General features: G+C 65.5%; 15 protein-coding genes. 7 read left to right on the top strand and 8 right to left on the bottom strand.

Annotated elements, in window-relative coordinates:
* Positions 1-48 precede the first annotated feature (48 nt).
* Genes O0879_RS06030 through O0879_RS06020 form a run of 3 tightly spaced genes read left to right on the top strand, consistent with a single transcriptional unit; the run spans position 49 to position 3,107 of the window.
* Positions 49-1,446, top strand: a complete 1,398-nt coding sequence (locus O0879_RS06030) for an MFS transporter (protein ID WP_289915361.1) — start codon at positions 49-51, stop codon at positions 1,444-1,446.
* The gene (locus O0879_RS06025; RefSeq protein ID WP_289915358.1) at positions 1,443-2,066 is read left to right on the top strand and encodes a glutathione S-transferase family protein; all 624 of its coding nucleotides are present in this window, start codon (positions 1,443-1,445) and stop codon (positions 2,064-2,066) included. Before O0879_RS06030 ends, O0879_RS06025 begins: the two co-directional genes overlap by 4 nt.
* A gap of 18 nt (positions 2,067-2,084) precedes the next feature.
* Positions 2,085-3,107 (top strand): LLM class oxidoreductase, encoded by a 1,023-nt coding sequence (locus O0879_RS06020; protein ID WP_289915355.1) that lies wholly within the window; start codon positions 2,085-2,087, stop codon positions 3,105-3,107.
* Between the two features lie 7 nt (positions 3,108-3,114).
* Here the strand turns inward: O0879_RS06020 and O0879_RS06015 are convergent, their stop codons facing one another.
* The 8 genes from O0879_RS06015 to O0879_RS05980 all read right to left on the bottom strand — a co-directional run bounded on the left by O0879_RS06015 (position 3,115) and on the right by O0879_RS05980 (position 13,243).
* On the bottom strand, positions 3,115-4,401 hold the full coding sequence (locus O0879_RS06015) for a DUF445 domain-containing protein (RefSeq protein ID WP_289915352.1): 1,287 nt from the start codon (positions 4,399-4,401) through the stop codon (positions 3,115-3,117).
* 77 nt (positions 4,402-4,478) lie between these two features.
* The gene (locus O0879_RS06010; protein WP_289905241.1) at positions 4,479-5,876 is read right to left on the bottom strand and encodes an amino acid permease; all 1,398 of its coding nucleotides are present in this window, start codon (positions 5,874-5,876) and stop codon (positions 4,479-4,481) included.
* A 208-nt stretch (positions 5,877-6,084) separates the two neighbouring features.
* Complete coding sequence (locus tag O0879_RS06005; RefSeq protein WP_289915351.1) at positions 6,085-7,872, bottom strand: MFS transporter; 1,788 nt, start codon at positions 7,870-7,872, stop codon at positions 6,085-6,087.
* A 38-nt stretch (positions 7,873-7,910) separates the two neighbouring features.
* Positions 7,911-9,005: an amidohydrolase family protein gene (locus O0879_RS06000; protein WP_289915349.1), complete on the bottom strand. Its 1,095-nt coding sequence runs from the start codon at positions 9,003-9,005 to the stop codon at positions 7,911-7,913.
* A gap of 3 nt (positions 9,006-9,008) precedes the next feature.
* Complete coding sequence (locus O0879_RS05995; protein WP_034781637.1) at positions 9,009-9,776, bottom strand: DeoR family transcriptional regulator; 768 nt, start codon at positions 9,774-9,776, stop codon at positions 9,009-9,011.
* Positions 9,777-9,811: 35 nt separating this feature from the next.
* A complete protein-coding gene (locus O0879_RS05990; RefSeq protein ID WP_289916158.1) occupies positions 9,812-11,155 on the bottom strand; it encodes a D-tagatose-bisphosphate aldolase, class II, non-catalytic subunit in 1,344 nt (447 codons plus the stop codon).
* Between the two features lie 5 nt (positions 11,156-11,160).
* Positions 11,161-12,108 carry an ROK family protein gene (locus O0879_RS05985; protein ID WP_289915347.1) on the bottom strand — a complete coding sequence of 316 codons (948 nt, stop codon included), beginning with the start codon at positions 12,106-12,108 and terminating at the stop codon, positions 11,161-11,163.
* The gene (locus O0879_RS05980) at positions 12,095-13,243 is read right to left on the bottom strand and encodes an SIS domain-containing protein (RefSeq protein ID WP_289915345.1); all 1,149 of its coding nucleotides are present in this window, start codon (positions 13,241-13,243) and stop codon (positions 12,095-12,097) included. Before O0879_RS05980 ends, O0879_RS05985 begins: the two co-directional genes overlap by 14 nt.
* 345 nt (positions 13,244-13,588) lie before the next feature.
* Between O0879_RS05980 and O0879_RS05975 the strand changes: the two genes are divergently transcribed.
* The 4 genes from O0879_RS05975 (at position 13,589) to O0879_RS05960 (ending at position 24,995) form a co-directional block, all read left to right on the top strand.
* Positions 13,589-16,939, top strand: a complete 3,351-nt coding sequence (locus O0879_RS05975; protein ID WP_289915342.1) for a TIM-barrel domain-containing protein — start codon at positions 13,589-13,591, stop codon at positions 16,937-16,939.
* 104 nt (positions 16,940-17,043) lie between these two features.
* Positions 17,044-19,989: a TonB-dependent receptor gene (locus O0879_RS05970; RefSeq protein ID WP_289915340.1), complete on the top strand. Its 2,946-nt coding sequence runs from the start codon at positions 17,044-17,046 to the stop codon at positions 19,987-19,989.
* A gap of 503 nt (positions 19,990-20,492) precedes the next feature.
* Positions 20,493-23,537 carry a TonB-dependent receptor gene (locus O0879_RS05965; protein WP_289915339.1) on the top strand — a complete coding sequence of 1,015 codons (3,045 nt, stop codon included), beginning with the start codon at positions 20,493-20,495 and terminating at the stop codon, positions 23,535-23,537.
* A 66-nt stretch (positions 23,538-23,603) separates the two neighbouring features.
* Complete coding sequence (locus tag O0879_RS05960) at positions 23,604-24,995, top strand: Gfo/Idh/MocA family oxidoreductase (protein ID WP_289915337.1); 1,392 nt, start codon at positions 23,604-23,606, stop codon at positions 24,993-24,995.
* The last annotated feature ends 38 nt before the right edge of the window (positions 24,996-25,033 follow it).

Raw genomic sequence — 25,033 nt, 5'->3', positions numbered from 1 at the left:
GTTCGGCGTTCTTTTGACGTCGAGTAAAACTATATCGATAGGATCTCCATGTTACTTTCACATCGGCAGCTTTGCCTGCTTTTGCTGTGCACCACGCAATTCGTTGCCTTGCTCGATTTTTCCATCACCATGATCCCCTTGCCGCAAATCCAGCACAGCCTGGGCTTCACGCCCGGCGGGCTGCAATGGGTGATCAATGCGTATGGCGTGGCCATCGCCGGCTTCCTGCTGCTGGGCGGGCGCGCGGCCGACCTGTTTGGCCGCCGCCGCGTCTTCATCGCGGGCCTGCTGCTGTTCACGGCCGCCTCCCTGCTGGGCGGCTTTTCGCACAGCCCGGCCATGCTGGTGGCCACGCGCGCGCTACAGGGCTTCGGCGCCGCCATGTTTTCGCCGGCCGCGTTCTCGCTGCTGCTGGCCGTCTTTCCCGAGCCGGCGCAGCGCAACCGGGCGCTCGGCGCCTGGACGGCCGTGGCGGCCAGCGGCTTTGTCGCGGGACTGATACTGGGCGGCTTCATCACGGACCTGCTGGGCTGGCGCTGGGTGCTGTGGATCAATGTGCCCGTCGGCTTGCTGGTGCTGGCCCTGTCGCCGGCCTTGCCCCAGGGCCGGCCCGATGCCGCCGCGGCTGGCGGCTCGCTCGACGTGTGGGGCGCACTGCTGGTGGCGTCGGGCGCGGCGACGCTGGTGTTTGCCTTTGCCAATAGCGAGCATGTGGGATTGGCGCATCCGCTCACGTTTGCCCTGGTCGCGCTGGCACTGGCCTTGCTGGCGCTGTTCGTCTGGGTGGAGGGGCGCGTGGCCACGCCGCTGATGCCGCTGGCCGTCTTCCTGCGCCGCTCGACGGGCGGCGCGAATATCGTCTCCCTGCTGGCCAATACGGCCCTCGGCCCCACCTTTGTCGTTGTGGCGCTGGCCATGCAGGAAGTGCTGGGCTTTTCCGCCACGCGCACGGGACTGGGCTTGCTGCCGATGGCCGTCGCCTTTACCCTGGCCAGCGCGTGGGCCGGGCCGGCATTGATCGCCCGCTGCGGCACCAAGCCCGTCATCGTTGGCGGCATGCTGCTGTTCATCGGCGGCCTGGCCATGCTGGGCGCGTCGCTGGCCACGCTGGCGTCGTGGGCCGCATCCATCCTGCCCGGCACCGTGCTGGCCGGCATCGGCTATGGCCTGGCGTTTCCCGCCTGGACGGTGGCCGGCATCGATGGCGTGCCGGAAGCGGACCATGGCCTAGCGGGCGGCATGCTGACGACCACGCAGGAAGTCGGCTCGGCCGTCGGCCTGGCCGTGGGCGTGGCGGTCAGTATCGCCGTGCTGGCCGGCGGCGGCACGGCCGCACAAGGCTACAGTGGCGCCATCCTCGTTTCCGCCTGCCTGGTGGCGGCGGGCCTGGCCTGCGCCATCGTCATCCTGCCCGGCAAGGCCGCGCGCCAGGAGGCGGCGTCATGATGGAGCTCTATACCGACAGCTCGCCCAACGGTTTCAAGGCCACCATCGCGCTGGCCGAACTGGGCTTGCCCTATCGATTGCGCCATGTGCGCATCGAACAGGGCGAGCACCGCTTGCCCGCCTTCCTGGCCCTCAATCCGCACGGGCGCATTCCCGTGCTGGTCGACCACGACACGGGCATCACCGTGTTCGAGTCGGCCGCCATCCTGCTGTACCTGGCGGAAATGACGGGGCGTTTGCTGCCGGCGCAGCCGCAGCTGCGCTGGGCCGCCATCACCTGGCTGCAATTTCACGCGGCCAGCATGGGGCCGATGCTGGGCCAGCGCGTGCACTTTGAGATCGCGGACGCAGGCGCGAACGTGTCCGCCACGGTGCACTTCCGCCACTTGTGCGACGCCGCGCTGGCCACCATGGACGGCCGCCTGGCGGACCACGCCTACCTGGCCGGCGACGACTATTCCATCGCCGACATCGCCAGCTTCGGCTGGCTGCACATCGCCGACCTGGTCGGCTTCAAGCTCGATGACTGGCCGCACGTGGCCGCCTGGTACGCCCGCGTGGCGGCCCGCCCGGCCGTGCAGCTGGGCATCACGCTTCCCGCGCCCGCCACGGGCGCTTGACCTATATCAAGGAACAATATGACGATCGATACCAGCGGCGCGTCTTCGCACGCGTTTGCCCACCATGCCGGCTACCGCCGCATGTTCGCGCCCGGCGCGCTCACCCTCGGCATTTATCTGCCGCTGCGTTTTTACCAGGGCGACATGCAGGCGCTGGCCGGCCAGGCCGACCTGGTCGCCGCCATGGACCGGCAAGGCTTTGCCGCTGCCTGGGTGCGCGACATTCCCCTGTTCGACCCGCGCTTCGGCGATGCGGGCCAGTTGTTCGACCCGTGGACCTATCTGGCGTATCTGGCGGCGCGCACGGAGTCGCTGGCCCTGGCCACGGGCAGCGCCATTTTCACCCTGCGCCATCCGATCGACCTGGCCAAGGCGGCCGCCAGCATCGACCAGCTGTCGGGCGGACGCCTGGTGCTGGGCACGGCCTCGGGCGACCGGGCCAGCGAATTTCCAGCGTATGGCGTGCCATACGCCACGCGCGGTGCGCGTTATGCGCAGGCCGTGCACATGTTCCGCCAGCTGCTGCGGGCAGGCCCCGCCAGCATCGACGGCCCGCTGGGCAGCCTGGCTGGCCTCGAACTGCTGCCCAAGCCCGTGGCGGGCGCCATTCCCCTCGTCGTCACCAGTTCCTCGGGGCAGCCACTGGAATGGATAGGGCGCCACGCCGATGGCTGGCTGACGTATCCGGAAGCGACGGATACGCCGGAGGGGCCGAGCCGGCTGGCGGACAAGATCCGCGCCTGGCGCGCCTGCATACCGGATGGCGGCTTTCGTCCGCACATGTGCAACGAGTGGCTGGACCTGGTGGACGACCCCGATTATCCGCGCACGCCCGTGCGCAGCGGCTATGTGCTGCGCACGGGACGCAGGGGCTTGATCGACTTGCTCGGTGAATGGCGGGACGCTGGCGTCAACCATGCGGCGTTGGGCATCCAGCATGGCCAACGCCCAGCCGCGGAGGTGCTGCAGGAACTGGCGCAGGAAGTGCTGCCGCATTTTCCCTCGCATGCGGCGCCGGCCAAGGCCGTGCCGCGCTGGTGAAGGCGGCCTAGAACAGCTGGGTAGCCGTATAAATCAGCAAGCCGGCCAGGCCGCCCACGACGGTGCCGTTGATGCGGATGAATTGCAGGTCGCGTCCGATGGCCAGTTCGATGCGCTCGCTCATTTCGTCCTTGCTCCACAGGTCCAGGCGGGCGGCGATGAAGGCGCCCACCTCGCCCCGGTAGCGGCGCACCAGCGCGCCGCTGCCGGCGACGATGGCGTCGTTCAGCCATGTCCGCGCAGCCTGGTCCGCGCCCAGTACCTTGCCCGTGTTCTGCGCCAGGCCGGCGATGGCTTGCGCCAGCACGGGCTGGTCGGCGTGCAGGTCGGCCAGCAGGCGCGTGCGGAGGTGGTTCCAGACGTCGCCCAGCATGGCTTGCACCGTATCGCTGGCGATCAGCTGCAGCTGGTAGCTGCGCACGGTCTCTTGCCACTGCGGGTCCGCCTTCAGGTGCAGCGCGCTGTCGGCGATCCAGCCGGCGATGCGCTGGCGCAGCGGGTGGGCCGGATCGACGCGCACGGCGAGGGCGAATTTCTGCAGCGAGGCGATCATGCGCGGTTCATACGCTTTCACGGCTTTTTTCACCAGCGCGTTCTCGATCAGGAAGGCGCCCAGCACGAAGTCGCCGATGGCGGCGTGGTGATGCTCTTCGTCCAGGTAGGCGGCGCTGCGGTCGAGCAGGAAGTCCAGCAATTCCTGCGGCTTGCCGTCGGCGATCAGCGCATCGATGCAGTCGGCCGCCACGTCCGACACATTCAATTGGCCCAGGTAGCTGCTGGCCTGCTCGCGCAGCAGACGCCCCAGTTTGTCGTGGTCGGCCATCGCCAGCAGTTGCCTGGCGACACCGGCGCCGGCCATGCCCAGCTGCCGCGCGTGCGTCTCGTCACCGAGCCAGGCGCCCAGGCGCGCGGCGGGGTCGGCTTGCACGATGCGTTCGGCGATGCCTTGCTCGGTAATGAAATGGTTTTCCACGAAGGCGCCCAGGCTGCGGCCGATGTCCGCCTTGCTGTTCGGGATGATGGCCGTATGCCACAAGGGGATGCCCAGCGGGTGGCGGAACAGGGCGACGACGGCGAACCAGTCGGCGATCGCGCCCACCATGGCCGCTTCGGCGAACGCTTCCACGTAGCCCCAGGCGGGGTGGCCGCCCCGCTGCGAACGGGCCACGGCGAAGACCAGCGCGGCCAGCAGCAGCAAGCCGACGGCCAGCCACTGCATGTTGCGCAGGCGCGCGCGTTTGAGCTGGTCCGTGCTCTGGTCCAGTTGTGCGATGAGGTCGGGGGAACGTTGCATGGATGGCGGCCTGCGGTGGTTGCGAGACCGCCATCTTAACTGGGGCAGCGACAGGATATGTCGCTGCAGGGGATTTTTTACTGCGGCGGGTGCAGCAGCGAACGGCGGCGCGCGTAGCCGAAGTAGATGACCAGGCCGATCACCAGCCAGATGGTGAAGGCCACCCAGGTGACCCAGCTGAGGAAGCTCATCAGGCCCACGCACAGGATCACGGCCAGCGCCGGCACGTACGGCACGCCGGGGCAGCGGAAGGCGCGCGGCAGGTCGGGACGCTTCTTGCGCAGCACCACCACGGCAACCGACACCATGGTGAAGGCGGCCAAGGTGCCAATGTTGATCAGCTCAGCCAGGATGTTGAGCGGGATCACGGCGGCGATCAGGCCGAAGACGATGCCGACCAGCCAGGTGGCGAAGAACGGCGTGTGGAAGCGCGGGTGTACGGTGGACAGGCGCTTGGGCAGCAAGCCGTCGCGCGACATGGCGAAGATGATGCGCGTCTGGCCAAACGCCATCACGAGGATCACAGTGGTCATGCCGAGGATGGCGCCCAGGTCGACGAAGCCGGCGATCCAGTTTTCGCCCGCATACTGCAGGGCCAGCGAGACGGGATGGTCGACGCCGAGGAATTTCTGGTATGGCACGATGCCCGTCATGATGGCCGAGACGACCACGTACAGCACGGCGCACACGGCCAGCGAGCCGATGATGCCGATCGGCAGGTCGCGCGACGGTTTCTTGACTTCCTCGGCGGCCGAGGTGACGGCGTCAAAGCCGATGAAGGCGAAGAAGACGAGGGCGGCGGCGCTCAGCATGCCGTGGTAGCCGAACGGCATGTAGGGCTGCCAGTTGGCCGGCTGCACGTGGCGCGCGCCGAAGATGATAAACAGCAGTACCACGCCTACCTTGATGGCGACCATGACGTTGTTCAGGCGCGCCGATTCGCGCACGCCCCAGCCCAGCATGGCCGTCAGGGCCAGCATGATGACGAGGGCGGGCAGGTTGATGAAGGTGGTCACGCCGGGCAGCGCGCCGGGGGCGGCGGTGAGCGCGACGGGCAGGGCGATGCCGAAGCCCGACAGCAGCGACTGGAAGTAGCCGGACCAGCCGACGGAGACGGCGGCGGCGGCCAGGCCGTATTCGAGCAGCAAGTCCCAGCCTATCATCCAGGCGGCCAACTCGCCCAAAGTCGCATAGCTGTAGGTGTAGATGGAGCCGGCCACCGGCACGGTGGAGGCAAATTCCGCGTAGCACAAGGCGGCGAAGCAGCAGGCGACGGCCGCCACGACAAACGACAGCGACAGGGCGGGGCCGGCCGTCAGCGCGCCCGTGCCGGTGAGCACGAAAATGCCCGTGCCGACGATGGCGCCGATGCCCATGAGGACAAGGTCGAAGGGCCCCAGCACCTTGGCCAGACCTCCTGGCTTCTTGCTGTGGGCAATCATGTCATCCAAATTCTTGGTTCTAAATAAGCTCACTGTGTCTCCTGGTGGTTTTTGTCATGGCGCCATTGCCGCCTCGTGAGTAGCACGACGCAGCCAGATTCTAGCCCAGGCGCCCAAGATTCCAGAAGGAAAACCGTACTTTGGCGTGCGCGCCAGCCCGGAAGCTTGTCTTGCGGGCAAAAAAACAGCCCCGGAAACGGCCGGGGCTGAAAAGGAGACTGCTACAAATGGTTACTTTGGCTTACTTTGAAAAGTGCGCCTCGATCTCTTCCAGTGTCTTGCCTTTGGTCTCCGGCAGCAGGAAGGCCGCCGCCAGGAAGTACAGCACGGTGCAGCCGGCGCCGAAGAAGAACAGCGTCGAATAACCGTGCAAGCCCACGGTCGGCAGGAAGATGGCGGCGATCACCGTCGAGACGAACTGGTTGACCAGCAGGGCGATGCTCATGCCGTTCGAGCGGATGCGGGTCGGCATCAGCTCGGACAGGGCCAGCCACACGCACACGCCCGGTCCGACGGCAAAGCTGGAAACGAACACGCAGATGGCGATCGCCACCAGCCAGCCGTGCGTGGACGAAGGCACGGGGCCCAGGCTGGCCTTCTCGATGCGCAGCGGCGCCTCGCGCCCGGCGGCCGGGTCGGCGAACGGGTTCAGGTGCAGCTTGCGGAAGAACACGCCGATCACGCTGTCCGCCTGCACGGCGTCCGCGCGGGCGATCGTCACCTGGCGCAGCACGGGATCGTCGCTGCGCAGGCTTTTCACGTTGGTGAACGGGCCGTAGGCGTAGGCGATGGTCAGCTGCTGCGGCGTGCCGTCGGCCGCCGCGCCCAGGGCCGCCAAGGTGGCCGCATCGAGGTGCAAGGCCAGGCTGTCCGCTTGCACTTGCGCCGCGATGGTGGGACGCACGTCGGCCAGGTGCGCTTCGGCGCCGCGGAACAGCAGGCCGGCCGCCAGCAGCGAGACGACGATGCCGCCCGTGCCCAGCATCAGCAGGAATTTTCGGCCCTTGCGGTCGACCAGCAGCACGGCCACCACCGTCATCACGGCGTTCAGCACCTTCAACAACACGTCCGCCATGTTGGCCGAGGCGCCGGACAGGCCTGCCTGGTTCAAGATATTGACGACGTAGGCGAGAATGGAATTGATGCCCGTCGCCTGGGTGCAGGCGAGGATCAGGCAAGCGAGCAGGAAGGGCAGCACGTAGCGGCGGCTCAGCAGCGGATCCCTGGCCTTGCCGCCGGCCTTGGCCGTATTTTCCGGCGTATCCTGCATCTCGCGCAGTTCGATGTCGGCGTCGGCGGGCAAACGCGTGCGCAGCAGCGACTGGCGCGCCTGCTCGATGCGGCCCCGTTGCGCCAGCCAGCGCGGCGATTCGGCCAGCAGCAGGGCGCCGACGGTAAACACCAGGCCGGGTGTCAGACAGACCCAGAAGATGCTGCGCCAGGCGTGGTCCTTGGCGGTAAAAATGGCGGCGATGCGGCCCGCTTCCGGCAGCGCTTGCGCCGCCTGCGTGGCCGTTTCCACCGTCTGCGCCTGCAGCAGGCCGATCAGGGCGGCGGCCACCAGGCCGATGGTCAGCAGCAGCTGGAACAGGGCCGCGCCCCGTCCGCGCTGCTGCGCGGGCAGGCATTCGGCCAGGTACAGGGGCACGACGACGCCGATCAAGCCGCCGCTGATGCCTTGCAGCAGACGGCCCAGCAGCAGCGGCATGTAGCCGTCGGCCAGCGCGATCAGCGGGATGCTGGCGCTGAACAGGGCGCCGGCCAGGAACATCACCCAGCGCCGGCCGAGGATATCGGCCAGGGCGCCGGCGAACAGCGAGGAGAGGACGGAGCCCAACAGCACGGCGGCAACGATAAAGCTCAGTTGCTGGGCCGTCAGCTTCCACGCCACGGAGGCCGTCGATTCCAGGTAGGGCAGGGCGCCGGCGATGATGCCGATGTCTATGCCGTACAGCAATCCCCCCATGCCGGCAATAAATAGCAGGTAGCGCATGGCCCACACGGGGGCCTTGTGTGACGTGTCGTGCATGAAAACTCCGGGACGGGGTTGAGGTGGGGTGAGGTGGTCTAGCGGGTGGAAAGATCGATGGCTGTGCCTTCGACGAAGACGGACACTGGCTGCAATGTGGAATCGAGGACGACGATGTCGGCCCAGGCGCCCGGCGCCAGGCGGCCCCGTTCGGATTCGCCCAGGTAGTCGGCCGGGTACAGCGACAAGCGGTTCGAGGCGTCGGCCAGGTCCAGGCCCAGGTCGACGAAATTGCGCAGGGCCTGGTCCATGGTCAGCACGCTGCCGGCCAGCGAGCCCGTGGCCAGGCGCACGCAGCCCAGGCATTTATAGACGCGCTGCGTGCCCAGGCCGTATTCGCCATCGGGCATGCCGGTGGCCGAGGTGGCGTCCGTCACGCCGTACAGGCGCGGGATGGCGCGCAGGGCCGCGCGCAGGGCGCCCTTGGCCACGTGCTGCAGGTCGGGGATGATTTCCGCGTACTCGGCATGCGCCAGGGCCGCGCCCACCATGCCCGGGTCGTAATGCGTCATGCCCGTCATGCCGTTGTACAGGTGGGTAAAGCCGGAAACGCCGGCATTGAGCGCCGCCACGCCTTCGTCGTACGTGCCGGCGCTGTGGCCGATCTGCACGCGCATGCCCATCGCCGCCAGTTGCGGGATCAGTTCCAGGTGACCGGGGATTTCCGGCGCCATGGTCAGCACCTTGATGCGGGCGATGGCGTGGAAGCGCTGCACCAGCGCCAGGCTGGCCTGCACCACGTCGGGCGGCTGCGCGCCCAGGCGGTGCAAATTCAGGAACGGGCCTTCCAGGTGCACGCCCAGCATGCGCGCGCCGTTGGCGGGGCGCTCGGCGATGACGCCGGCCAGGCCTTGCAGGGCGCGCAGGATCGACGGCTCCTTCGCCGTCAGGGTGGTGCCCAGCAGGGCCGTGGTGCCGTGGCGCGCGTGCACTTGCGCCACGGTGGCGCCCGCGTCTCCGCCTTCCATGATGTCGACGCCGGCCGCGCCGTGCACGTGCAGGTCGATGAAGCCGGGCAGGATGGTCAGCGCGCTGTCGGCGGCAGGGTCTTCTTGTATCTGGACGATGCGCTGGTCAAAGGTGATGGTGCCCGTGATCCAGCCAGATGGGGTAAGGATTCTGCCGCTCAGCATGTGTTATTCCGCTATAAAAAGTTCGATGCCCAGCTTTTGCAGCCCTTCGCGGTACTCCTGGCTGATGCTGGCATCGGTGATGACGGTATCGACGCGGTCCAGCTGCACGATGCGGTGCAGGCTGACGCGGCCGAACTTCGAGGCGTCCGTGAGGACGATGATTTTCTTGGCCCGTTCCACCATCTTGTGGTTCAGGCTTGCTTCCGCTTCGTGGTGGGTGGTCACGCCGAACTGCAGGTCGAAGCCGTCCACGCCCAGGAACAGCTTGTCGAAGCTGTACGCCTGCAGGCAGGTTTCGGCCTGGCTGCCCTGGATCGACAGCGACTGCTTGCGCAGCAGGCCGCCCGTGAGGATCAGGTCCACGCCGGGCGCATCGGCCAGTTCCCATGCGATGTTCAGGCCATTCGTGGCCACCGTCACGCCCGTCGCATCGCGCAGATGGCGCGCCAGCGAGATGGTGGTGGTGCCCGAGTCGATGATGATGTTGTCGCCTGGTTCCACCAGCCGCGCCGCATAGGCGCCGATGCGCTCCTTCTGCTCGTGGTTGATGGCGTCCTTCTGGCGTATCGTGTGCTCGGGCGGCGGCGTGCGCGTCAGGGTCGCGCCGCCGTGGCTGCGCGTGGCCATGCCTTGCGCTTCCAGCGCATTCAAGTCGCTGCGGATGGTGACCGCGGACACGCCGAGCTTTTCCACCAGATCGGTCACCTGCACCGAGCCCTGCTGGGCAAGCATTTGGAGGATGGATTCACGGCGTTGGCTGGTATTTCGCATGGTGGCGGGCTCAGTAAAAAATGAAAATACCGAGCTTAACAGATTGCCGCTTCGGCAATGACGGGGACTGCCGTATTGCGGTTGCAGGCGCGCGCATATTGCCCCAGCAAGCTGCCGATCTTGTGCTCGATCAAGGCCGGTGCCTGCGCTTGCAGGCTGCCCTGCACCACGGCCAGGTACTGTTCCGGCAAATGCTGGCTCAGCAGCGGCAGCGGAATGGCCACGGCGTCCAGGTTGGCCAGCAGCTTGCCGACGGCGGCCGCCACTTCCGGCTCGCCCCAGTAATAGCGGCAACGGTCGCTCAAGCCGTAGCGGCGCATCAATCGCTGTTCTTCCGGCGTACCCAGGTAATGCTTGATCCAGTTCTTCGGCTTGGCCACCATCACGTCGTCGAGCACTTGCATCAGCTGCGAGGTGGCGTGCGCCGGCAGCAGTTCTTCCTCGATCTGGCACAGGGCGAACAGCGCCTCGCGCAGGGCGAAGGTGGCGGCCGGGCCCACTTTCAGGATGGCGAAATGGTCGCGCACCATGGCGTGCAGCGCCGTTTCGCGCTGGTAGTCGGTGGAATGGGCTTCGAACACGAGGCCAGGCTGCTCGGCGACAAAGGCCGACAGCTCGGCGGCGGCATCCGCATCGTAGTGCTGGATGCTGCTCTGGTCGAAATCGACGCCCGGCTGCACCACCATGGCGATGACGCGGCGCCAGGCGCCATGCAGGCCGTTGTCGAGGAAGGCGCGGCGGTGCACGTCGAGGGTGCGGCGCGCCGCTTGCGGGCTGGTGACGGCGCCGGCCTGCGCCAGCGACGCTTCGCCGCCGGGAATCGGCACTTCCGTGCCGATCACATAGACGGGCGGCGCGAAGCCGGCGGCGGCCGCCGCTTCCTCGGCGACGATGCACAGGCGCGCGGAACGGGCGGCCACGGTTTCATCGTCGAGCTGCAAGGGGTCATCCACGCAGCGCATGCTGCAATCGAGGTGGATCTTGTGGAAACCGGCCGACGCATACGCGGCGATCAGGGTTTCGGCGTGATCCATGGCGGTGGCCGCATCGAGGTGCTGCCATGCGTTCGGACCCAGATGGTCGCCGCCCAGCACCAGGCGGCTGGCGGGGAAGCCCTGTTCGCGGGCCAGGGCCAGCATGGTGTCGCGGAAAACGGCCGGCGTCATGCCCGTGTAGCCGCCGAACTGGTCGACCTGGTTCGACGTCGCTTCGACCAGCAGCACGGTGTCGTACTCGCTGGCCACGCGCATGGCGGCGCGCAGCACGCTCGGGTGGCTGCAGCAGACGGCGTACAGTCCCACGCGCTCGCCGCGGCGGTGCGCCTTGATCACTTGCTGGATCGGGGACAGGGTAAAAGTCGGGTTTTCCGCTTGCGTCATCATGTTTAGGCCTTTGTATGTTGTCGTATCAAAAGGGCCGCGCCGCGCGCGCCGCCGGCGTCGCCAAAGCGGGGCGGCAGGATAGGCGGCACGTGCACGCCGGGGAACAGGTGGCGCTTGACGGCGGCCGGCAGCTTGTCGTATAGGTGCGGCAGCTTGGACAAGCCGCCGCCGAGCACGATGACGTGCGGGTCGTAGGCCAGGACCAGGCCGGCCAGCGCGTGGCCCAGCAGGTCGAGGTGCACGGCGACCGTGCGCTGGGCCACGGCGTCGCCCATGTTGGCGCGCGCTACGATGGCCAGCGGTTCGGCGCCGTCGCCGCCGAAATGCGCGTGGAGCTTGCGCATGGCGGGTCCGGAGACATAGCGTTCCAGGCAGCCCGCCTTGCCGCACGGGCAGGGGTATTCGGCCAGGCCGTGCTGCGCCAGCAGGGTGGCGGGCAGGCTCCAGTGGCCCCATTCGCCGGCCACGCCGTTAAAGCCGCGCAGCAGCTGGCCGCCCACGCAATAGCCGCCGCCGGCGCCCGTGCCGAGGATGGCGCCGAACATGCTGGCGGCATTGTCGGCCGCGCCGCCCTGCGCTTCCGACAGGGCGAAGCACTGGCAATCGTTGCCGATGGCGACAGGGCGCTGCAAGGCTTGCTGCAGCGTTTGCGCCACCAGGCGGCCGTTCAGCGCCGGTACGTTGGAACTGAGCTGGCGTCCGCTGGCGCTGTCGATCACGCCGGGCAAGCCGATGCCGACGGGCGCCGTCGTGCCCAGGGCGGCGTCGCCGCGCGCCACCAGGTCGACGATGGCTTGCACGAAGGCGGCAAAATCGTCGCCCGGCGTGGCCACCCGTTCGCGGAACACCTCGGCCAGCGCGCCGTCGCGGTCGGCAAAGGCGACCAGCTCCATCTTGCTGCCGCCGATGTCGATGCCGTGGTAGCCGGCGGTGCGATTAGAATTGGTCATGGCCATAGATGGTGACGCCCTGCACGACACGGTTGACGATGCCGCCGGCGAATGGATTGTCGGGGCGCAGTTGCAGCAGCGCGGACTGGTGCAGCGCATATTGCTGCGCCATCAGCAGCCACAGAGGGGCCAGCCAGGCGTCTGGCCAGGCCAGCGCATCGGCCGCTAAGTTGGCAGATAAGTCGCCGCCGATGCCCACCGTCAGGCAGCGCTGCGCCACGCTGTCGCGCTGCAGTTCCTTCAATAAATCGTCTTCGTACTGGCGCGCCAGCGGCTTGCTGCTGCGCAGCAGGATCACCAGCGACTCCGTGGTGACGGCCGACTTCGGGCCGTGGCGGAAGCCCAGCGCGGTATTCGCCATCGCCATCACGCGGCCGCCCGTCAATTCCAGGATTTTCAGGGCCGCTTCCTTGGCCAGCGCTTCCAGCGGGCCGCTGCCCAGGTAGACGACGCGCTGCACGGGAGTCGAGCCCAGGTCCGCCACGGGGGCCGACCAGTCGCGCAAGGCTTGCTCGCCCAGCTGCGCCAGGGTGTCCAGACGCTGCAAATCCGTGTCCTTGCCCAGCACCGACAGGGCCGCCAGCAGCATGCTGGTAAAGCTGCTGGTCATGGCGAAGCCGCGGTCGCAGCTGCCTTCCGGCATCAGCAGGTTATAGGTGTTGCCGTCGTTGGCGCCCTGGCTCGCCAGCTTGCCGTCGGCGTTGCAGGTGATGTTCAGGAAGCGCGCGCCGGGCACGACTTGGCGCAGCAGTTCCACGGCCGCCAGGCTTTCCGGGCTGTCGCCGCTGCGGGCAAACGAGACGAGCAGGGTGGGCGCATCCGCTTCCAGGTACAGCTCGTGATGCGTCAGGAGGGTGGTGGTGGCGATGGCGCGGATCTGCGCAGGCCAGGCCGCGTTCAGGGTATCGACGACGATTTCGCCCACATAGGCCGAGCTGCCGGCGCCCGTCAGGATGACGCGTTGCTGCGGATTGGACAGCGCGTCGCCCAGGAAGGCGGCCAGGATGGCTTGCTCGTTGCGCAAAATGCCGGACAGCGCGCGCCAGATGGCTGGCTGGTGGGCGATTTCCTCGGCCGTGTGCAGGCCGCCGATGTCGCGCCAGGTTTGAATGTCACGCTGAAGAAGGGTAGTCATGGAGTGTCAGTAAAGTGTTTGTTGGAGAAAGCATAAATACTAAATTTCGAAAAGTCAAATACGAAAGTAAAACGAAAGTAAATTTTTAATAGACTTGCGAAATTGTGTCGTTTTAACGGTGTGATAGTGTGCTGCAGTGCAGCGTGAAAGCGTGTGGCGGCGCGGCCTGTCGCTGAAATGCGACGATAACGAAAGTATGTATCGTAATTTTTTAGTAAAACGTAAGATAAATGAGCTGATTTTAGGTATTTTATTAATAAATTGGTGTCAAAACTTTCTTTTGGTTGACGATATTTATTTTTCTTCTTAAAGTAATTTAATTGAATTACTTCTGAAAGCCAGCCGATGAAACCTCTCCCGCTTCCCCGCCGCCTCCTTGCCGCCTGTGTCCTCGCCGCTCTTGCCACCCTGTCTGCGCCTGGCTTGCAGGCAGCGACCATCGGCAATCTGCAGTCGCTGTCCGCCGTGCACCCGGCCGACGTGGCCAAGGGCGAGGCGCTGGGCTGGGAGGTGCGCAGCGATACGGGCATGCAGCTGCGTATCAGCCTGCCGCAGGCGGACGTGCTGCGCATCCAGGCGGGCGGCAAGGGAGGCTTGACGGGGCCCGGCGACAAGGCCGCGCCCATCGTCGTCGGCCAGCCTGCCGCGCAGGTGGCGTACCAGCTCAGCGAGCAGGCCGACCATATCCTGATCAGCACCGAGGCCCTGAGCCTGCGCATCGACCGCAAACCGCTGCGCTTTACCCTGTTCCGCAAGGGCGATGCGGTGCCCCTGTGGCGCGAAGTGCAGCCGCTGTCGCTCGACGACAAGCAGGGCGTGCAGGTGCTTTCCAGCCTGCCCGGCGAACGATACTTTGGCGGCGGCCAGCAGAATGGCCGCTTCGAATTCAAGGGCAAGCAGGTGCCCGTGTCGTATTCGGGCGGCTGGGAAGAGGGCGACCGGCCGAATCCGGCGCCATTTCTCATGAGTTCACGGGGCTGGGGCATGCTGCGCAATACCTGGTCCGACGGGAACTACGACTTGCGCGACAAGGAACAGATCTCGCTGCAGCACGCGGAAGGTCGCTATGACGCGTATTTCTTCGTTGGCAAGGACTTGCGCGACGTCGTGGCCCGTTACACGGACTTGACGGGCCGCGCCCGCATGCTGCCCCGCTGGGCGCTGGAATACGGCGACGCCGATTGCTACAACGATGGCGACAACGTGAAAAAGCCCGGTTCCGTGCCGAAGGGCTGGACGGATGGCCCGACCGGCAAGACGCCGGACGTGGTCGAAACCGTGGCGCGCCAGTACCGCGAACACGACATGCCGGGCGGCTGGATTTTGCCCAACGACGGCTATGGCTGCGGCTACACGAATTTGCCGGAAACCGTGAAGGGCCTGGCCGGCTATGGCTTCCGCACGGGCCTGTGGACGGAAAACGGCGTCGACAAGATCGCGTGGGAAGTGGGCCAGGCGGGCAGCCGCGTGCAAAAGCTGGACGTGGCGTGGACGGGCAAGGGCTACCAATTTGCCATGGATGCGAACAAGTCCGCCTACGACGGTATCCTGAACAACTCCGACAGCCGCCCGTTCCTGTGGACGGTGATGGGCTGGGCCGGCATCCAGCGCTACGCCGTGGCGTGGACGGGCGACCAGAGCGCCAGCTGGGACTACATCCGCTGGCACATCCCGACCCTGATCGGCTCGGGCCTGTCCGGCCAGGCGTATGCGTCCGGCGACGTGGACGCCATCTTTGGCGGCAGCCCGGAGACCTATCTGCGCGACTTGCAGTGGAAAAGCTTTACGCCCGTGCTGATGGGCATGTCCGGCTGGGCCGCGGCCGAGCGCAAGCATCCGTGGTGGTTTGACGCGCCGTACCGTGACATCAACCGCCGCTACTTGAAGCTCAAGATGCGTTTGACGCCGTATATGTATACGCTGGTGCGCGAAGCGGAGCAATCGGGCGCGCCGCTGGTGCGGGGCCTGATGTGGGACTATCCGCAAGACCCGGCCGCCTACACGGAAGCCTATAAATATCAGTTCCTCCTGGGCCGCGACGTGCTGGTGGCGCCCGTCTACCGCAGCCAGGCCGTCAGCGGCGGCTGGCGCAAGGGCATCCACCTGCCGCAGGGCACGTGGTACGACTACTGGGACGGCCGCCAGGCCACGGCGGACGCGAAAGGGCGCGACCTGGACATGCAGGTCACGCTGGACAAGCTTCCGGTTTTTGTCCGCGCCGGCGCCATCCTGCCCATGTATCCGGAAATGCTGTACGACGGCCAGAAGCCGAAGGATCAGCTCACGCTCGATATCTACCCGCATGGCGACTCCGAATACACCCTGTATGAAGACGACGGCAACACGCGCCAGTACCAGGGCGGCGCCTACAGCCAGCAAGTCATCCGCATGCGCCAGACGGGCGGCGACGTGCGCGTGGAGATTGGCGCCGTCGATGGCCAGTACCAGGGCCAGGAAGCGCGCCGTGGCTATGCGCTGCGCATGCTGGCGGGCCAGACCCCGGCCGCCGTGCGGGCCGGCGAACGACTGATCACGGCAGCCGGCGACCGCGCCGCCTACGACAAGGCGTTTGATGCCTGGTATTTCGACGCTGCCGACCGCCAGGGCACCCTGCACGTGAAGGTGGCGGCGCAGGATATCCGCCAGGCCTTGACCTTGCAAGTGGCCGGTGCGCTGGCCGTGGCGAGAGTCGACGCCGACTTCCCGGCCGCACCCGTGCCGGGCCGCGCCTTGCCGGCCGACGCCATGCAGGTGGTGGGACGTCCCTTTGAGGAAAATGGCTATCCGCTGGAAAACGCCTTCGATGGCAAGCCGGAGACTTGGTTCCGCACCGTGCGCAGTCCGTCCGTGAAAAGCGGGCCGCACGAATGGGTGATCGGTTTTACGGAGCGGCGCCTGGTCGACGGCATCGAACTGGCGCCGCGCAACGACCAGCACTGGAAGCATGGCCAGGTGCGCGACTATGAAATCTACATCGGCGACAACAATGGAGAGTGGGGCGCACCGCTTGCGCGCGGCACCCTGAAACTGGAACAGGACACGCAGACAATCAGTTTCCCTGCCACGGCCGGGCGCCTGCTGCGCTTCCGCGTGATGAGCACGCAAAATCCGGAAGGCGATGGCGCGGCGTCCACCGACCCGATGGTGACGGCGGCGCAAGGCGCACCGGTGGCGCGCGCGTTCGATGCGGCGCTGGCGACCGACGTGGCGCCCGTCACCCTGTCCGAATTCCGCGTGCTCGAGCACCGCGTGGCCGAAGGCGAGGAGGTGCAGCGCTATCTGTCGGACCTGGCGCTGCCGAAGCATATCGCGAAAGACAGGCCAGCCGGCAAGGCGGCCGAGATGCGCATGAACGGGCTGTGGTTCCGCAAGGGCCTCGGCGTGGGACCTGCCAGCCGCATCGACTTGCAGTTGGCGGGCAACTGGAATCTGCTGCGCGCCGACCTGGGCGTGGACGATAGCTGCCGCAGCGCGGGCGGCTTGCAATTCCAGGTCTGGAGCGGTGAGCGGCTGCTGTATGACAGCGGCCTGGTCACGGCTCCCGGGGTGGTCAAACCCGAAATCGACGTGCGCGGCCTGAGCCAGCTCAGTTTGCGCACCCTGGGCGCGCGCGGCGCCCACCCGGCCCGGGTCTGCGGCAACTGGGCCAACGCCGTGCTGACCGGCACGGAAGGTGCGACCGTCAAGCCGCGCTAAGCAACTTCACTTCATCATTTCACCAAAAACGAGCCCCTCTTCGGACCGGGGAGGGGCTCTTGCAACCTGACGAAAACAAATCACTGATAAAAAGGGAGATGGGAATGCACTTGAAAAAACTGATGGTCGCCATGGTGGCGGTAGGATTGGCGTCAACGGCGCTGGCAGCGGAGGAAGAGAAACTGACGCGCGTCGAAGTGACGGGGTCCAGCCTGAAGCGCATCAACGCGGAAACGGCGTCGCCCGTACAGGTGATCAACGCCAAGCAGATCGAAAACATGGGCGCGCTCACCTTGCTGCAAGTGCTCGACAACCTGCCGGCCGCCCGTCCGGCGCAGCAGGATTTCCGCTCGATGTTCACGGGCTCGGATGGCGGTTCGCAGGCGAACCTGCGCGGCCTCGGCGCGCAGGGCACGCTGGTGCTGTTGAATGGCCGCCGCCTGTCGTTCTATGGCGCGCCGGCCGGCTTCCAGACCATGTTCGTCAATATCGACGCCATTCCCGCCGCCGCCATCGAGCGCATGGAAATTTTGACGGACGGCGCGTCGGCCGTGTATGGCTCCGATGCCGTGGCCGGCGTCATCAACGTGATCACCAAGAAGTCGTATCAGGGGCTGGAAGCGCGCGCCAATGGCGAGTTTTCGCCCAGCGTGAAATCCTATGGCGAGCGCCAGGCCAGCGTGCTGTATGGCCTGGGCGACCTGGCCAGCGACGGCTACAACATCTACGGTTCCGTGAACGTCTACCAGCGCGACCGTATCGCGCTGGCCGACACCTGGCGCAAGCGTCCCGCGTATTTTTATGCGAATAATCCCAACTTCATCCCGAACATGCGCGTAGGCGTCGGCAGCGAACCGGGCACGATGAACCCGGGGACCTTCTTTGTCTTCGACAAGGCCAACAACAATGCCCGCACCCAGCGCGCCGCGCCTGGCTGCAACACCAGCATCACGGAAGCGTCGGGCACGCGCTGCGTGTGGAATGCGCTGCCCAACCAGCTCGATATGGGCCCCACGTCGGAGCGGGCCACGGCTTATTTGAGCGGCAGGCTGAAACTGGGCGGCGACCTGGAAGCGTTCGCGGAAGGCGCTTTCACCCACATCAAGATGCGCGGCGAAAACGGTCCGTCCAGCTTCAACAGCGGCAGCACGAACAACTGGTTCGCCCGCAACACCGGCAATACCCTGAACACCTTCGCCACGCCTTTCCTGAGTCCCAACAACGTCTACCTGAAAGGCAAGCTCGATGCCGACATGGTGGCCAAGATGGGCGGTGCGGCCGGCTTGAACTACCTGCTGCAGGATGCGACGGGCCACTTCGGCCAGAAGAACGTCGATGAAAACTACCGCGCGCTCGTCGGCCTGCGCGGCAGCATCGGCGGCGGCTGGGATTTTGAAACGGCGCTCAGCGTGGCGGGCAGCCATTCCACCTTGTTCCAGACGGCGAACATCAACATCAAGGGTTTTGAACAGGCATTCGGCCCGTTCACGAAAGACCCCGTCAGCGGCCGCACGTTCATTTCGGACAATCCCGCCTACAAGTTCGGCGAAATCAGCGAGGCCAATGCGGCGCTGCTGCGCAGCGCCTACCCGACCTTCGCCATCGAATCCTGGACCAAGCTGATGACCTGGGATGCGAAGCTGGAAGGCACCTTGTTCAAGCTGGGCGAGCGCGAAGTGCGCGCCGCCGTGGGCACCAATGTCATGCGCGAGAGTTTTCTCACGCCCGGCAACACGGATGCGGCCAATGGCCTGATCACGCAGCAGGGCGGTTCCTGGTTCGATGGCCGGCGTACCATCGCCGCCGTGTTCGGCGAGGTGGTGGTGCCGCTTTCCGACACCCTGGAAGTGAATGCGGCCGCGCGCCTGGACAAATATCCGCACTTCGCCGCCAACCTGGCGCCCAAGCTGGGCGTGATCTGGCGCGCGCGGCCCGACCTGATGCTGCGCGGGACGTATTCCGAAGGCTTCCGCGCGCCCAACCTGGCCGAATCGGGCACGGGCGGCGTCTTTGCGCAGGTGGGCGGCATCCGCGACACGGTGCGCTGCGATGAAACGAATGCCATGGCGCGCGCGCTGATGAAGTCCAAGGTGGCGACGGATGCGGATCTGGGCAAGAGCCTGCTCAATTCGAATTGCTCGACGACGGTGGGCGGCCTGACGCCGCCGAACCAGAACCTGCGTCCGGAGAAGGCCAAGATTTCCACCGTCGGCCTGGTGCTGCAGCCGGCCAAGGACGTGAGCATCTCCATCGATTACTGGTTCATCAACCGCCGCGATGAAATCGTGCGCCAGGACTTCAACGAGCTGTTTACGGAACTGGTGGACAAGTACGGTCCGACCCTGGCCGGCACGCCCAGCGCCATCCGCAATGACCTGACCGACGCGGACCGTGGCAATGTGGCGGCGGTGGCGGCCATGTGCGCCAATCCCGCCAACGCGGGCGTGTGCGCGGGCGGCGTGCCCGGCTACTCGGTGGGCAACCTGGGCGGCTTGATCAACTCGTATTCGAACCGTGGCCGCACCCTGATGGACGGCGTGGACATCGATGCGCGCACGCGTTTTTCGCTGGGAGACATGGGCAAGCTGAGCACGGGCATTGCGGCCACCATTCGCAAGCGCGACACCCACGACAGCGAAGACGGCAGCGACATCAAGGGCAACACCGTCGGCTACTACGATTCGCCGCGCTACCGCGCCACCGTCAACGCCGACTGGAGCTACCGCAACTTCGTCAGCAGCGTCTTCATCAACTACTCGGGCAAGACGCGCTGGGCGTATGGCCCCTGGGACAAGGACAACACGCCGGAAAACTGCACCGCCGCCTCCGTGGCGCTGCCGGCCGGCCAGTGCAAGGGAGCGCCGTCGTACACCACGGTGAACCTGGCGTTCAGCTGGAAGCCGATCAAGCACCTGGACGTGGGCCTGAACGTGAAGAACGCGTTCAACAAGCAGCCGTACTACGACCCGAACGGCTGGGAAGGCTACAACCATAGCCAGGACCTGTTCGGCCGCCAGTTTGCCCTGTCGGCCAGCTACAAGTTCTTTTAAGGCGTGATACTGCCCCGGTCCGCCAGCCTGCCTGTGGCGGGCCGGGGTTTTGTCACGGAAAAGAAAAGATAATGTTCCGAAATTCACAATACGAAAGATAAACGTAAGTGAAAGACGTTTATCCTGTCTTCTTTCGTGTTTTCCTCCCCTGATTCCCGCGCGGATCGTCCTCTGTTTGCCACCTTCCTGCAGACACGTGTATCTGCTACACCACGATAACGAAAGTTATTTGACGCTCCACAGATTAAATCGAAAGATAAATTGCATTTATTTGCTCGATTGAGCGATAAATTACCGTTTTAACTTTCTTTTTGTTGACGATACTTATTTTTCTTTTTAAAGTAATCCCAAGAAAACGAAAATCAGCCGATACGGACTGATTTCCCGAAAGGTGCAACTGCCTGGCTGCACCGGCCGACGACCACCATAAAAATTGCGCTCCCCCGACTCCGCCCTGGAGCGGGGAGGGCGCGCATAACCCTCGATATAGACGGAGAGACATCATGCATAGCACCCGACTCAAATTGCGCGACATCAGCCGCGCCGCCGCGATCGTGATCGCACTGGCGGCCGGCGTGCCAGGCCAGGCCTGGGCACAGTCGAACGCCACGAGCACCATTTTCGGCGAAGTGAGCGCGCCGGCCGGCGCCACCGTGGTGCTGGAAAACCTGGCGACGGGCGTGCAGCGCAGCCTGACGCCGGATACGTCGGGCCGCTATGTGGCCAACTCCATGCCGCCAGGCCGCTATGCGGTGCGCGTGCTGCGCGCCGGTTCGGTGGAAGCGTCGCAGGAAGTCGAAGCCCTGATCGGCGCCGGTGCGGAAGCGAACTTCGGCCCGGCCAGCGCGGCTGGCCCCGTGGGCCAGGAGCAGACCGTCGTGGTGAAGGCATCGCGCAATCCGATCGACGTGTCGAACACCAACAATGGCGTGATTTTCACCGCCAAGGAATTGAAAGCGCTGCCGGTCGGCAACGACGTCGCCTCCATCGTGCAGCTGACGCCGGGCGTGGCGCGCGGCACCAACAGCGTGTATGGCAATGCACCGTCGATCGGCGGCTCGGGCCAGTCCGAAAACGCGTTCTATGTCAACGGCTTCCCCATCACCAACCTCCTGACCCAGGTGGGCGCGTCGGAGCTGCCGTTTGGCGCGATCTCCAACCTGCAGGTGCTGTCGGGCGGCTACGGCTCGGAATTCGGCCGCTCGACGGGCGGCGTGATCAACATTACCACCAAGAGCGGCGGCAACAAGGTCGAATTCGGCGGCAAGGTCTCCATCATCCCCCGCTCGCTGAAGGGCACGACGGAAAACCGGTATTACCCGAACACGGGCGCCAATCCGGACACGGATGGCACCTTGAAGTACTGGAACCGCGATAACGGCAGCACCAGCAAGGTGGTCGGCTTGTACGGCAGCGGACCGCTGATCAAGAACAAGCTGTTCGCCTTCGTGGCGCTGGAACAGACGCGCACGGACGGCGGCGCCGTCGCCGGTGCGCGCGATGACTCGGACAAGGTGCTGCCGAACGGCTGGCGCGAGAGCAAGAGCAAGGTTGACCGCATGATGGCCAAGCTGGACTACAACCTGACGGACGACCATCATTTTGAATATACCAAGCTGTATGACCGCACCACTACGGACAGCCAGAGCTATGGTTTCGATTATGCCACCTTGAAACGCAACAACGTGCCTGGCGGCGGGGGCGAGACCACCATCAACTGCTGCGGCTCATCGGCTGCACCGGGTGCGAATGTCGACATCTTCAAGTACACGGGCTACCTGACGGACAACCTGACGGTGACGGCGATGATGGGACAATCGCGCACCAGCCACCGTCGCACTCCCGAAGGCTATGACCCCAGCCTGGCGCAAACCAAGTCCATCCAATCGACGCAAGTCCCAGGCCTGGTCTACATGAACCCGCAATCGGTCACGGGCACCTTGACCGACCCTTCCTCGGAGGACCGCCAGAAGGCCAAGCGCCTGGACCTGGAATACAAACTGGGCAAGCATTCGCTGCGTGGCGGCATCGACCGCATCGACGTGGAATCGAAAGTGGGCCTGAGCCTGGCCGGCGGCTATCGCTGGAACTACCTGCGGGCGACAGATCCGAATCTGCCGATCAACGGCGCCTTTGAAACGCCGGCCCAGGGCGGCGGCTACGGCAAGGATGGCTATTATGTCAGCAAGGACCTGAACGCCAACCTGGCCCGTCCTACCAGCGTGCAATCGGCGCAGTACATCCAGGATCACTACCAGGTCACGGAACGGGTGCTGCTGGACCTGGGCCTGCGCCGCGAACAGTTCACCAACTACAGCACCGACGGCGTGGCCTTCATTTCGCAGCGCAACATGATCGCCCCCCGCGTGGGCGCCACCTGGGATTATCTGGGCGACGGCACCCTGAAATTCTTCGCCAACGGCGGCCGCTACCACTTGCCCGTGCCATCGAATTTGTCGAGCAACATGGCCAGCCCCTTCCTGGCCACCAGCGAAATGTACACCTACACGGGCGTCGATCCCGTCACGGGCGCGCCGACGGGCCTGCACGCCATCAGCAAGCCGTATTCGGCCAACAACGCGTATGGCCAGAGCCGCGATGCGCGCGAGGTGACGGCCGTGGGCCTGAAGCCGCTGTCGCAGGATGAATTCTCGCTGGGCTTCGAACGCGCCCTGAGCAAGAAGCTGGTGGTGGGCGCCAGCTTCCTGTACCGCAAGCTGAACGATACCAACGACGACGTCTGCGACGAGCGTCCGCTGCAAGCCTGGGCCACGCGCAACGGCGTCGACACGGGCAAATGGAGCGGCTTCCAGTGCGCCATCATCAACCCGGGCCGCGACAACAGCCTGATGGTGGACTTTGACGATGGCAAGGGCCTGCGCCGCGTGGATATTTCGGCGGCGGAGTGGGGCAACCCGCTGCCATCGCGCACCTACCGCGCCTTGAACATGTTCATCGAGCACCCGTACACGAATGGCTGGTACGGCAAGCTGACCTACACTTTGTCCGGCCTGAAGGGCAATATGGAAGGCCAGACGGACAGCATCGGCGGCGGCGACGTGGGCCTGACGGTCAGCGACGACCACAAGGAACTGATGTACAACGCGTATGGCTACCTGCCGGGCGACCATCGCCACGCCTTCAAGGCCTACGGTTTCATGCAGGTCATCCCGGACGTGATGGTGGGCGCCAACCTGTCGCTGACCTCGGGCGCACCGCGCAACTGCATCGGCGCGCTGCCCGATAACCTGAGGTTCGAGAAAGATTACGATGATTCCTACTTCTATTGCAACGGCAAGCCGGCGCCGCGCGGCAGCCAGGGCCGCCTGCCGTGGCAAGCCCAGCTGGACATGAATGTGGCCTATACTCCCAGCGCCGTCAAGGGCCTGAGCCTGAAAGTGGACGTCTTCAATGTGTTCAACAGCCAGACCGTGACCCGCTACACCGAAACGCGCGAAGACCATGGCGCCATCTCCCGCAATTACCTGCAGGTCGATGGACGCACGGCGCCGCGTTCGGTGCGCTTCACGGCTGAATACACCTATTAAACTGCAGCCGGCCCGCTGTATGGCGGGCCGGCGACGAACATTACCAATGGAAGCGAGAAGAGACCAATGACAACACAAATCAATCGACGCAATTTCCTCTCCGCCAGCGCCGCGCTGGCCGGTGGCGCCATGGCCGGCAGCGCACTGCTGCCCGGCGACACGAACGCCGCCCCCGTGGCCGGCCGTGAGAAGGTCCGCCTGGGCGTGATCGGCACGGGCATGCGCGGCCAGGTGCTGCTGGCTGAACTGGTGCGCCGCGACGACGTGGAAGTGGTCGCCCTGTGCGATATCGAGCCGATCATGCTGAAACACGCGCTGGGCCAAGTGGCCAAAGCCGGCAAGCCCCGTCCGCGCACGTATGGCGAAGATCGCGACCAGAAAGCCTACAAGCGCATGCTGGACGCTGGCGGCCTCGATGGCGTGATCATCGCCACGCCGTGGGAATTCCACGCGCCCATGGCGATCGCCGCCATGCAGGCGAAGATACCCGTCGGTTGCGAAGTGGTGGCCGGCATCACCCTGCAAGACCACTGGGATGTCCTGAACACCCAGCTGAAAACGGGTACGCCGTATATGTTGCTGGAAAACGTGTGCTACCGCCGCGACGTGATGGCTGCGCTGCAGATGGTGCGCGCGGGGCTGTTCGGCGAACTGCTGCACCTGCAGGGCGGCTACCAGCACGATTTGCGCGCCGTCAAATTCAACAGCGGCAATCCGGCCAAGCCGTATGGCGGCGGCGTGGAATTCGGCGAAAAAGGCTGGTCGGAAGCCCATTGGCGCACGCAGCACTCGGTCGAGCGCAATGGCGAACTGTATCCGAGCCACGGCATCGGCCCGTGCGCCATGTACACCAACATCAACCGCGGCAACCGTTTTACGCGCATCAACGCCTTCGCCACCAAGGCGCGCGGCTTGCACGACTATATCGTCAAGCAGCCGGGCGGCGCGCAGCATGCGAACGCCAAGGTGAAATTCAAGCTGGGCGACGTGGTCACCACCACCCTGGCGTGCGAAAACGGCGAAACCATCATCCTGCAGCACGATACGAGCCTGCCGCGCCCGTATTCGCTGGGCTTCCGCGTGCAAGGCACGGATGGCCTGTGGATGGACTTGAACAATTCCATCCATATCGAGGGCGTCAGCAAGCCGCACCAGTGGGATGACTTCAAGGCTTACCAGGACAAGTATGAGCACCCGGTATGGCGCAAGTATGCCGCGCAAGCGGAAGGCGCGGGCCACGGCGGCATGGACTTCTTCGTCATCCACGCCTTTGTCGAAGCCCTGAAGGCCAATGCGCCGATGCCGATCGATATCTACGACGCCGTGACGTGGAGCGCCATCACGCCCCTGTCCGAGCAATCGATCGCCGCCAACTTCCAGACCCTGGACTTCCCGGACTTCACGGGCGGGCAGTGGAAATCGCGCAAGCCTATCTTCGCCCTCGACGGCAAGTACTAAGCCCCATTCGCCCGCTACCGCGCCTGCCGCCGTAGCGG

The sequence above is a fragment of the Janthinobacterium sp. SUN120 genome (assembly GCF_030397735.1).
Taxonomy (GTDB): domain Bacteria; phylum Pseudomonadota; class Gammaproteobacteria; order Burkholderiales; family Burkholderiaceae_D; genus Janthinobacterium; species Janthinobacterium kumbetense.
This window is presented reverse-complemented; position numbering and strand designations above follow the sequence as displayed.